The organism is Stenotrophomonas maltophilia complex sp. Om-AH-Sm3, assembly GCF_059337855.1.
In genome coordinates, this window is sequence record NZ_JBYBLQ010000011.1 from 84,936 (window position 1) to 96,373 (window position 11,438).

At 65.3% G+C, this 11,438-nt stretch carries 8 protein-coding genes and 2 tRNA genes; all 10 read left to right on the plus strand.

Features of this window, described 5'->3' with window-relative positions; translation table 11 throughout:
- Positions 1–3 precede the first annotated feature (3 nt).
- The 10 genes from nuoN to pnp all read left to right on the plus strand — a co-directional run bounded on the left by nuoN (position 4) and on the right by pnp (position 11,260).
- Positions 4–1,464 (plus strand): NADH-quinone oxidoreductase subunit NuoN, encoded by a 1,461-nt coding sequence (gene nuoN, locus AC10QF_RS14345; protein ID WP_019660579.1) that lies wholly within the window; start codon positions 4–6, stop codon positions 1,462–1,464.
- Between the two features lie 127 nt (positions 1,465–1,591).
- Positions 1,592–1,668, plus strand: a tRNA-Met gene (locus AC10QF_RS14350).
- Positions 1,669–1,750: 82 nt separating this feature from the next.
- A tRNA-Met gene (locus AC10QF_RS14355) sits at positions 1,751–1,827 on the plus strand.
- Positions 1,828–2,192: 365 nt separating this feature from the next.
- Positions 2,193–2,783: a ribosome maturation factor RimP gene (gene rimP, locus AC10QF_RS14360; RefSeq protein WP_019660578.1), complete on the plus strand. Its 591-nt coding sequence runs from the start codon at positions 2,193–2,195 to the stop codon at positions 2,781–2,783.
- Positions 2,784–2,787: 4 nt separating this feature from the next.
- Entirely contained in the window at positions 2,788–4,299 is a 1,512-nt protein-coding gene (nusA, locus tag AC10QF_RS14365; protein WP_494542410.1) for a transcription termination factor NusA, read from the plus strand.
- A 92-nt stretch (positions 4,300–4,391) separates the two neighbouring features.
- Positions 4,392–7,034 (plus strand): translation initiation factor IF-2, encoded by a 2,643-nt coding sequence (gene infB / locus AC10QF_RS14370; RefSeq protein WP_494542411.1) that lies wholly within the window; start codon positions 4,392–4,394, stop codon positions 7,032–7,034.
- 132 nt (positions 7,035–7,166) lie between these two features.
- A complete protein-coding gene (gene rbfA / locus AC10QF_RS14375; protein ID WP_065179361.1) occupies positions 7,167–7,550 on the plus strand; it encodes a 30S ribosome-binding factor RbfA in 384 nt (127 codons plus the stop codon).
- 107 nt (positions 7,551–7,657) lie between these two features.
- A complete protein-coding gene (gene truB, locus AC10QF_RS14380; RefSeq protein WP_494542412.1) occupies positions 7,658–8,566 on the plus strand; it encodes a tRNA pseudouridine(55) synthase TruB in 909 nt (302 codons plus the stop codon).
- 173 nt (positions 8,567–8,739) lie between these two features.
- Positions 8,740–9,000, plus strand: a complete 261-nt coding sequence (gene rpsO, locus AC10QF_RS14385; protein WP_005417886.1) for a 30S ribosomal protein S15 — start codon at positions 8,740–8,742, stop codon at positions 8,998–9,000.
- Between the two features lie 151 nt (positions 9,001–9,151).
- The gene (gene pnp, locus AC10QF_RS14390) at positions 9,152–11,260 is read left to right on the plus strand and encodes a polyribonucleotide nucleotidyltransferase (RefSeq protein ID WP_053499253.1); all 2,109 of its coding nucleotides are present in this window, start codon (positions 9,152–9,154) and stop codon (positions 11,258–11,260) included.
- Positions 11,261–11,438: the final 178 nt, after the last annotated feature.

The following is an 11,438-nucleotide window of genomic DNA, read 5'->3' on the forward strand; positions in this document are numbered from 1 at the left end:
ATGATGACCACCTCGCCGCTGCTGCCATTGACCGCCGCTGACCTGCCACCGCTCGCTCCCGAGCTGGTGCTGATCGGCAGCGCCTTCGCCCTGATGATCCTCGACCTGTTCGTCAGCAACCGGAACAAGATCGTCACCCACCTGTTCGCGCTCGCTGCGCTGGCCGTGGTGCTGTTCATGCTGGCCACCGGCGTGGGCGGGCAGGGGGAGGTCTTCCATGGCATGTTCGTGCGCGATACCGCCGCGGACGTGATGAAGACCGGGATCGTGCTGCTCAGCGGCCTGACCCTGATCTACGGCTGGCGCTACCTGCGTGACCGCAACCTGTTCCAGGGCGAGATCCCGGTGCTGATCCTGTTCGGTACCGCCGGCATGATGATCCTGGTCTCGGCCGGCAGCCTGCTGATGGTCTACCTGGGCCTGGAGCTGCTGGCGCTGTGCTCCTACGCCCTGGTCGCCAGCAACCGTGAAAACGGCCTGGCCTCGGAAGCGGCGATGAAGTACATCGTGCTGGGCTCGCTGGCCTCGGGCCTGCTGCTGTACGGCATGTCGCTGATCTACGGCGCCACCGGCAGCCTGCACCTGGACGTCATCCGCGATGCCATCCCGCACTCGGAAGAGCGCGTGCTGCTGATCACCGGTGCGGTGTTCATGATCGCCGGCGTCGCCTTCAAGCTGGGCGCCGCGCCGTTCCACATGTGGCTGCCGGACGTCTACCAGGGTGCCCCGGCACCGATCGCGCTGTTCATCAGCTCGGCGCCGAAGCTGGCGGCCTTCGGCATGGCCTACCGCCTGCTGGAAATGGGCGTGGGGCCGCTGTCGACCGAGCTGCAGCTGCTCATTGCCGGCCTGGCCGCAGTCTCGCTGGTCATCGGCAACCTGATGGCCATCGCGCAGAGCAACCTCAAGCGAATGCTGGCGTTCTCCACCGTCTCGCACATCGGCTTCCTGCTGATGGGCATCGCCGGTGGCGGCGCGCAGGGCTATGCCGCCGCGCTGTTCTACGCACTGGCCTACGCCATCATGTCGACCGCTGCCTTCGGTGCGATCATCGCCCTGTCGCGCGCCGGTTTCGAAGCCGAGAACATCGAGGACTTCAAGGGGCTCAACGCCCGCAATCCGTGGATGGCCGGCCTGGTGCTGTGCATCATGGCGTCGCTGGCCGGCATCCCGCCGTTCCTGGGGTTCTGGACCAAGCTGGCGGTGCTGGGCGCGGCCGTCAACGGCGGCCTGCTGTGGCTGGCCATCCTTGGCGTGCTGTGCGCCGTGGTGGGCTGCTTCTACTACCTGCGCGTCATCAAGGTCATGTACTTCGATGAGCCGGTGGGCGAGGCCATGCCGCGCAGCAACGACCGCGTGCTGGGCCTGGTGCTGGGCGTGAACGCGCTGGCACTGCTGGCGCTGGGCCTTGCCTGGAACCCGATCATGGTCTGGTGCCAGCAGGCATTTGCGCATCTTGCATAAAAATTGACACAAAGCTGCGCGATTCGTGTAATATGCGCAGCCTGAGTTGTCACTGCAGCGGTTCAGCCAGAACATCGTTGCGGTAGCCGTCCTCGAAAGAGCGCGGCAGCAGTTCAAACACTTCCGGTGCGGGGTGGAGCAGTCTGGCAGCTCGTCGGGCTCATAACCCGAAGGTCGCAGGTTCAAATCCTGCCCCCGCTACCAACGTCGGATCGGCGCCAACCGATTTGATGAATGAGGGAAAGCTTGCATGTTTCGAAGCAATCGCTCATAATTCCGCTCCTGATGCGGGGTGGAGCAGTCTGGCAGCTCGTCGGGCTCATAACCCGAAGGTCGCAGGTTCAAATCCTGCCCCCGCTACCAAGTAAAGAGATCGCCTTCGAAGTCCTCCTTCGAAGGCGTTTTTCTTTGGGCTGGCCCGTTTCTGTAGAGTCGAGCCATGCCCGAACTGCCGGTGCGGAAAAGGGGCTGCCCCCAGGCCCGCACCTTGCACCAGCGCGGTGCAGCCGCTATCATCAGCGGCCTAGCAGTACCCCTGAAGGCGGCCTCCCAGCGGGAGTCCGGATCCGGAAGGAGGGCCGCGACCGGCAGGCAATGCAGGTTGCAACCGGAATCCAGTCACCGGAGTCTTTCCGGAAAAGGGGCCCAGCGGGCCCTTTGTCGTTTCCGGGGCGTCATGTTTTCACGCTGGCCAAGGCCGGCACCCAACCAAGAGATCAAGCCAGGCTGTGAGCGACAAGGCAACCGACATCGCGAATCTGCTCGCCCCGACCGTTGTGTCGCTGGGCCTGGAGCTGCTGGGCGTTGAGTATCTGCCGGCCCCCGGCGGTGCGACCCTGCGCCTTTACATCGACGTGCCACTGGCTGAACAGCCCGAGCGCATCATCAATGTCGACGACTGTGAGCGGGTCAGCCGCGAAGTGTCGGCGCAGCTGGACGTCGAAGACCCGATCAGCGGCAATTACACGCTGGAAGTGTCCTCGCCGGGCGTGGATCGCCCGTTGTTCAACCTGGAGCAGTTCGCTCGCCACCAGGGTGAATCGGCCAAGGTCACGCTGAAGCTGCCGCAGGACAACCGTCGTCGCCTGCAGGGGCGTATCGAGGCGACCGACGAGGCTGCGGGCACCATCACCTTCATCGTCGACAAGGCCGAAGTGGTGGTGTCGGCCGACAACATCGACAAGGCACGGATCATGCCCGACTGGGTGGCGCTGGGGCTGGCCCCGAGCAAGCCGACCGGTCCGGCACCGAAGCGTCCGAAGCCGAACACGAATTCTTCTTCCAACGAGCCGGCGGCAAAGAAGCCGCGCGCGGAGTGAGCCAATGAGCAAGGAACTGTTGCTGGTAGTCGACGCAGTCGCCAACGAGAAGGGCGTGCCGCGTGAAGTGATCTTCGATGCCATCGAGGCCGCTCTGGCCTCGGCAGCGAAGAAGCGCTATCCCGACGAGGAAGTGCTGACCCGCGTGGTCATCGACCACAAGGATGGCAGCTACGAAACCTTCCGCCGCTGGGAAGTGGTGGCCGATGATGTGGTCATGGAGTCGCCCGACCGCCAGATCCGCCTCATGGATGCCGTCGACGAAGCCGAAGGCGTCGAGGTCGGCGACTACATCGAAGAACAGATCGAGAACCCGGACTTCGGCCGCATTGCTGCCCAGGCCGCCAAGCAGGTCATCGTCCAGCGCGTGCGCGAAGCCGAGCGCCAGCAGGTCGTGGACGCGTGGAAGGATCGTGTCGGTGAGTTGATCACCGGCGTGGTCAAGCGCGCCGAGCGTGGCAACATCTATGTCGACCTTGGTGGCAACGCCGAAGGCTTCATTCCGAAGGACAAGGGCATCCCGCGCGACGTGCTGCGCGCCGGTGACCGCGTGCGCGGCTACCTGGCCGAGGTCCGTTCGGAACCGCGTGGTCCGCAGCTGTTCATCAGCCGCGCCGCCCCGGAATTCATGATCGAGCTGTTCAAGCTGGAAGTGCCGGAAGTCGGCCAGGGCCTGGTGGAAATCAAGGCCTGTGCGCGCGATCCGGGCGATCGCGCCAAGATCGCCGTGCTGGCCCACGACCATCGCACCGATCCGATCGGTGCCTGCATCGGCATGCGCGGTTCGCGCGTGCAGGCCGTGTCCAACGAGCTCAACGGCGAGCGCGTGGACATCGTGCTGTGGAACGACAATCCGGCCAACTTCGTCATCAATGCGATGGCGCCGGCCGAAGTCCAGTCGATCATCGTCGATGAAGACAAGCACTCGATGGACCTGGCCGTTGCCGAAGACCGTCTCGCCCAGGCGATCGGCAAGGGCGGCCAGAACGTGCGCCTGGCCAGCCGCCTGACCGGCTGGCAGCTCAACGTGATGACCCAGGACCAGGTCACCGCCAAGTCGGAGGCCGAGCAGGCCGCCGCACGCCAGCTGTTCATGGACAAGCTGGAAGTGGACGAAGAGATCGCCGGCATCCTGGTCAGCGAAGGCTTCGGCACCGTCGAGGAAATCGCATATGTCCCGGTCGGCGAACTGCTGGCCGTGGAAGGTTTCGACGAAGACATCGTCGAAGAGCTGCGCGCTCGTGCCCGCGATGCGCTGCTCAATGAGGCCCTGGCAGTCGAGGAAGGCCTTGAAGACGGCCAGCCGGCGCAGGACCTGCTGTCCCTGAAGGGCATGGACGAAGCCACCGCGTATGCGCTGGCCGGCCACGGCGTGCGTACCAGCGAGGACCTGTCCGACCTGGCCGCCGACGAGGTCATGGACTTCGGCATTGAAGGGCTGGACCAGGAGCGCGCTGCGGCGCTGATCCTGGCCGCGCGTGCCGAGGAGATCGCCCGACTGGAACGCGGCGAATGAGCCGGCAATGAACAGGGCCCTGAGCCGCTCAGGGCGTAGAATCCGCGCCACCTCCAGATGCGGGGGGGCGCCCACAAGATCATAGGATCCGAATGTCGCAGCAAACCACCATCCGCAAGCTTGCCGAACTGGTCAACACGCCGGTCGAAAAACTGCTGGAACAGCTGGCCGGTGCCGGCATGAAGTTCAGCGGTCCCGACCAGGTCGTGACCAGTACCGAGAAGGTGAAGCTCCTGGGCTTCCTTCGTCGTTCGCACGGCAAGCCCGAGCAGGCCCCGGAAGAGACGGATCAGTCTGCAAAGAAGATCACGCTCAACCGCCGGAAACAGCAGGAAGTGACGGTCAGTTCTGGTCGCAGCAAGACGACCGTGAATGTCGAGGTGCGCCAGAAGCGTACCTACGTCAAGGATGGTGCTCGCGCCATGACGCCGGACGAAGAGCGCGCCGACATCCTGCGCAAGCTGGAAGAGTCGCGTGCGCGCAACCTCGCCGAACAGCAGGCGCTGGCCGAAAAGGATCGTCTGCGCGACGAAGCCATCGTCCGTGCCCGCGAGGAAGAGGCCGCCGCCAAGGAACGCGCCGAGGCCGAGAAGAAGGCCGCCGAGGAAGCTGCGGCTGCCGCCAAGGCGGCCGAGACGCTGGCTGCCAGCAAGCCCAAGCGTGCTCCGATCGACGAAACCGCGCCGCGCCCGCCGCGCGCCCCGGCGACAGCCCCGGCTGCGCCGCGCAGTGCGCCGCCGCCGCGCAACGACGACCGCAACAACCGCAGCGCGCCGCGCAACGAGCGTGGCCCGGGTGATCGTTTCGCCGGCCAGATGCACCTGTCTGCGGCCGATCGTGCGCGTCGTGGCAACAGCAACAACAGCAACACCCGTGGTCGTCCGGGCGGCCGCAACCAGGCCGGTGGCCGTCGCGACATGTCGCGTGGTGGCAACAACGCCGGCCCGCACGCGTTCGAACGTCCGACCGCACCGGTGGTGCGTGAAGTGGCGATCGGCGACACCATTACCGTGGCCGACCTGGCGCAGAAGCTTGCGCTGAAGGGTGGCGAGGTGGTGAAGGCGCTGTTCAAGATGGGCGTGATGGCCACCATCACCCAGTCCATCGACCATGACACCGCCGCGCTGGTGACCGAAGAACTCGGCCACAAGGCGATCCGTGCCAACGACAACGACGCCGAAGACGCGCTGCTGGCCTCGGCCGGTGAAAACCAGGGCGAAGCCACCCAGCGTCCGCCGGTGGTCACCATCATGGGCCACGTCGACCACGGCAAGACCTCGCTGCTGGATTACATCCGCCGCACCAAGGTTGCCACCGGCGAAGCCGGCGGCATCACCCAGCACATCGGTGCCTACCACGTGGATACGCCCAAGGGCGTGATCAGCTTCCTGGATACCCCGGGCCACGCGGCGTTCACCTCGATGCGTGCCCGCGGTGCCAAGCTGACCGACATCGTGGTGCTGGTGGTTGCTGCCGACGACGGCGTCATGCCGCAGACCAAGGAAGCGATCCAGCACGCCCGTTCGGCGGGTGTGCCGCTGATCGTGGCGATCAACAAGATCGACAAGTCCGGTGCCGACCCGATGCGGGTCAAGAACGAGCTGCTCTCCGAGCAGGTCGTGGCCGAAGAGTTCGGTGGTGACATCCAGATGGTGGAGATCTCGGCCAAGACCGGCCTGGGCATCGACGACCTGCTGGACGCGGTGTCGGTGCAGGCCGAACTGCTGGAACTGAAGGCCGTCGACGAAGGTCGCGCCTCGGGCGTGGTGATCGAATCGTCGCTGGACAAGGGCCGCGGCCCGGTCGCTACGGTGCTGGTGCAGCAGGGCCGCCTGAAGAAGGGCGACTACCTGGTGTGCGGTATCCAGTACGGCCGCGTGCGTGCGCTTTTCGACGAAACCGGCAAGCAGCCGGAGTTCGCCGGCCCGTCGATCCCGGTGCAGGTCCTGGGCCTGTCCGGTGTGCCGGAAGCCGGAGACGACTTCGTGGTGGTCGAGGACGAGCGCCTGGCCAAGGATGTTGCCCAGCAGCGTGAGACCAAGCGCCGTGAATCGCGCCTGGTCGCCACCGCTGGCAGCCGCATGGAAGACATCATGGCGACCCTGGGCAAGGGCGAGGGCCAGCAGGTCCTCAACCTGGTCATCAAGGCCGACGTGCAGGGTTCGGTGCAGGCCCTGAGCCAGGCACTGGTCGCGCTGTCCAACGAAGACATCCGCATCAACGTGATCCACTCCGGCGTCGGCGGCATCACCGAATCGGATGCCAACTCGGCGGCTGCTTCGAAGGCCACCGTCATCGGCTTCAACGTGCGTGCGGATGCTTCGGCCCGTCGCATCATTGAATCCAACGGCGTCGACCTGCGTTACTTCTCGATCATCTATGACGTGATCGATCAGGTGAAGCAGGTGGCATCCGGTCTGCTGGGCGTGGAGATCCGCGAAGAGATCATCGGTATCGCCGAGGTCCGCGACGTCTTCCGCAGCTCCAAGCTGGGCGCCGTTGCCGGCTCGATGGTCATCGAGGGCGTGGTCAAGCGCAACAAGCCGATCCGCGTGCTGCGCGACAGCGTGGTGATCTTCGAGGGCGAGCTGGAATCGCTGCGTCGCTTCAAGGAGAACGTCGAGGAAGTCCGCAACGGTACCGAATGCGGTATCGCGGTGAAGGCCTACAACGACGTCAAGCCGGGCGACCAGATCGAGTGCTTCGAGCGTATCGAAGTGCCGCGCACCCTGTAATGCTGCAAGGTGGCCCGACCAACGGTCGGGCCCTACCATGTACCTGTAGCGCCCGACCGTTGGTCGGGCGACAATCGAATCAAAGGTAGCGCCCGACCGTTGGTCGGGCGACAACTGAACCAAGAGCTGCTCGTGCCCAAGACTTTCCATCGAACCGACCGTGTCTCCGCCCAGCTGCGCCGTGAACTCGGCACCCTGGTGCACAACGCCGTGCGCGAGCACGGGTTGCCCTCGGTGAGCGTGTCCGACGTGGAAATCACCCGCGACATGGCCCATGCCAAGGTGTTCGTCACCGCCCTGATGCCGGAACGCTCGGCTGAAGCCGTGGCCGGCCTGAAGGAGCTGGGCTACCGCCTGCGCATGGACCTGGCCCGCGCGATGAAGCTGCGCCACGTGCCGGAGCTGCATTTCCACTACGACGATTCGGTCGACCGTGGTGAGCACATCGACAACATCCTGCGCGACCTGCCCGATACGCTGGCCGCGGAGAAGCGTCGCGGGAGCGACGACGAATAACCGCGCGACGCCGGGCATGCCCGGCGTCGTTGCATTCCGGCTGTGCGACGTCTGACGCAGACCGCGCTGCGGCAGCCGAGCATGGCTCGGCCCTACACATTCCTGCCATGACCCGAATTCAGTTCCGCCGCCTGGATGGCATCCTGCTGCTCGACAAGTCGACCGGCATGAGCTCCAACGCCGCCCTGCAAGTGGCGCGCCGCCTGTTCCGTGCCGAGAAGGGTGGCCACACCGGCAGCCTCGACCCGTTGGCCACCGGCCTGCTGCCACTATGCTTCGGCGAGGCCACCAAGATCGCCGGCCTGCTGCTGGGTTCGGCCAAGGCGTACGATGCCGAGATCGTCCTCGGCCAGACCACGGATACCGATGATGCCGAGGGCCAGGTGCTGGTGCAGCGCCCGGTGCCGGCGATCAGCGCCGAGGCCCTGCAGGCTGCGCTGGCGCCATTGACGGGGAACATCCGTCAGCGGGCTCCGATCTATTCGGCGCTGAAGCAGGGCGGGGAGCCGCTGTATGTGAAGGCCCGCCGCGGCGAGGCCATCGAGGCTCCGGAGCGCGAGGTCCAGGTGCACGCGATCGAGGTGCTCGAACAGCTGGCCGGGCGCCTGCACCTGCGCGTGACCTGTGGGTCCGGCACCTATATCCGCAGCCTGGCCCGCGATCTCGGCGAACGCCTGGGCTGTGGCGCCCACATCAGCGCGCTGCGCCGGCTGTGGGTCGAACCGTTCCGCGCGCCGGCGATGGTCACCCTGGACCAGTTGCGGGCGATGGCCGAGGCCGGCGACGAGGCGGGCATGGACGCGCTGCTGCTGCCGCTGGCAGCCGGCCTGGCTGGATACCCGCGGGTCGACCTCGATGCCGGGCAGACCCACCGCTTCTGCGTCGGCCAGCGCCAGCGTGACGCGTCCTGGCCGCATGGCCTGGTGGCCGTGTTCGGTCCGGACGATGCTGTCCAGGGCCTGGGCCAGGTCGACGACAGTGGCCTGCTGGCCCCGCAGCGCCGTTTCAACCTCTGACCGGGGCAGGGTGGTTCAGCCCCGGTCCTTGTCCCGGAAGTCCCTGGCCGTTACAATTTCGCGGCCGTTTTCCGGCAACCTGCCTCGCGCAGGTTTCATCCTCGTAGTCCACGGCGAGCCTGGCGGTGCGCGAAGCGCGTTCCTGCCGGCCACGCATCACAGAGAAAAAAGAAATGTCGATCGACACCCAGAAGGTCATTGAAGACAACAAGCGCAGCGCCGCTGACACCGGCTCCCCGGAAGTCCAGGTTGCCCTGCTGACCGCCCGCATCGAACTGCTGACCGGCCACTTCAAGACCCACAAGAAGGATCACCACAGCCGCCGCGGCCTGCTGCAGATGGTCAACCGCCGTCGCAGCCTGCTCGACTACCTGAAGAAGAAGGACGTCGAGCGTTACAAGGCCCTGATCGAAAAGCTTGGCCTGCGTCGCTAAGCAACGAATCCCCCGCGGCGCAGCGATGCGCCGCGGTTTTGTTTTGTAGCACCGCAATCCCCGATTCAGGCCGGAACGATCCGGCCACCCGCTGGCGGCAAGGGTCGCCGACGGTCCAAATTCGCAGACAGCATCCCCAAGGACACCCTCCGTGGCAAAAATCACCAAAACCTTCCAGTACGGCAAGCACACCGTCACGCTTGAGACCGGCGAAGTCGCCCGCCAGGCCAGCGGCGCGGTCATCGTCAAGATGGACGACACCGTACTGCTGGTCACCGCCGTCGCTGCCAAGAGCGCGCGCGAAGGCCAGGACTTCTTCCCGCTGACCGTCGATTATCAGGAAAAGTTCTACGCCGGCGGCCGCATCCCGGGTGGTTTCTTCAAGCGTGAAGGCCGTGCGACCGAGAAGGAAACGCTGATCTCGCGTCTGATCGACCGTCCGATCCGTCCGCTGTTCCCGGAAGACTACAAGAACGAAGTGCAGATCATCGCCACGGTCATGTCGCTGAACCCGGACGTGGACGGCGACATCCCGGCCCTGATCGGCGCCTCGGCTGCCCTGGCCCTGGCCGGCACCCCGTTCATGGGCCCGATCGGCGCTGCCAAGGTCGGCTACAAGAACGGCGAGTACATCCTGAACCCGACCGTCAGCGAACTGGCTGACTCGCAGCTGGAACTGGTCGTTGCCGGTACCTCCAACGCCGTGCTGATGGTCGAATCCGAAGCCGCGCTGCTGTCCGAAGACGTGATGCTGGGCGCCGTGACTTTCGGTCACCGCGAAATGCAGAAGGTCATCAACGCGATCAACGAGCTGACCGTCGAAGCCGGCACCAAGCCGTCGACCTGGGAAGCCCCGGCCAAGAACGACGCGCTGATCTCCGCGCTGAAGGAAGCCATCGGCCCGCGCCTGGGCGAAGCCTTCCAGGTGCGCGACAAGCTGCAGCGCCGTGACGCCATCTCGGCGATCAAGAAGGACGTGTTCGAAGCCCTGGCGGGCCGCGTGGCCGCCGAAGGCTGGAACCCGGCTGAGCTGTCGAAGGAATTCGGCGAGCTGGAATACCGCACCATGCGTGACTCGGTGCTGGACACCAAGGTCCGTATCGACGGCCGTGCGCTGGACACCGTCCGCCCGATCGCCGTGAAGACTGGCGTGCTGCCGCGTACCCACGGTTCCTCGCTGTTCACCCGCGGCGAAACCCAGGCCATCGTGACCATCACCCTGGGCACCGCCCGTGATGGCCAGGTCATCGATGCCGTTGCCGGTGAGTACAAGGAAAACTTCCTGTTCCACTACAACTTCCCTCCGTTCTCGGTGGGCGAGTGCGGCCGCATGATGGGCCCGAAGCGCCGCGAAATCGGCCACGGTCGTCTGGCCAAGCGCGGCGTGCTGGCTGTCATGCCGTCGCTGGAAGCCTTCCCGTACACCATCCGCGTCGTTTCGGAAATCACCGAGTCGAACGGTTCCTCGTCGATGGCCTCGGTCTGCGGCTCGTCGCTGGCGCTGATGGACGCCGGCGTGCCGGTGAAGGCTCCGGTGGCAGGCATCGCCATGGGTCTGGTCAAGGAAGGCGACCGTTTCGTGGTCCTGTCCGACATCCTGGGTGACGAAGATCACCTGGGCGACATGGACTTCAAGGTGGCCGGTACCGCTGAGGGCATTTCCGCCCTGCAGATGGACATCAAGATCGAAGGCATCACCGAAGAGATCATGAAGCAGGCCCTGCAGCAGGCCAAGGCTGGCCGTCTGCACATCCTGGGTGAAATGGCCCACGGCCTGACCGCTCCGCGTGAGGAGCTGTCGGACTACGCGCCGCGCCTGCTGACCATCAAGATCCACCCGGACAAGATCCGCGAAGTGATCGGCAAGGGTGGCTCGACCATCCAGGCCATCACCAAGGAAACCGGCACCCAGATCGACATCCAGGACGACGGCACCATCGTCATCGCGTCGGTCAACGCCATCGCTGCCCAGGCCGCCAAGGCCCGCATCGAGCAGATCACCTCGGACGTCGAGCCGGGCCGCATCTACGAAGGCAAGGTCGCCAAGATCATGGACTTCGGTGCGTTCGTCACCATCCTGCCGGGCAAGGACGGCCTGGTCCACGTGTCGCAGATCTCCAGCGAGCGCGTCGAGAAGGTCGGCGACAAGCTGAAGGAAGGCGATGTGGTCAAGGTCAAGGTGCTGGAAGTCGACAAGCAGGGCCGTATCCGCCTGTCGATGAAGGCAGTCGAAGAGGGCGAAGGCGCCAGCGCCGAATAATCGGTACTGCTGATCGTGCGGTGGGTGAGGACCGTTGGTCCTCACGCTTTCGCAAATGAAAAAGCGGGCTTCGGCCCGCTTTTTCTTTGCCTCGATGTTGTGAAGAGAAGCTCATCCAGGTCGCTGCATGTCCTGCTGCAGTGCATGATCGCCGCCACGCGGCCATCGTTCTGTCACG

Coding starts and splice junctions, on each gene's coding strand:
- nuoN (WP_019660579.1), top strand. CDS start 4: ATGACCACCTCGCCGCTGCTGCCATTGACCGCCGCTGACCTGCCACCG.
- nusA (WP_494542410.1), top strand. CDS start 2,788: ATGAGCAAGGAACTGTTGCTGGTAGTCGACGCAGTCGCCAACGAGAAG.
- infB (WP_494542411.1), top strand. CDS start 4,392: ATGTCGCAGCAAACCACCATCCGCAAGCTTGCCGAACTGGTCAACACG.
- truB (WP_494542412.1), top strand. CDS start 7,658: ATGACCCGAATTCAGTTCCGCCGCCTGGATGGCATCCTGCTGCTCGAC.
- rpsO (WP_005417886.1), top strand. CDS start 8,740: ATGTCGATCGACACCCAGAAGGTCATTGAAGACAACAAGCGCAGCGCC.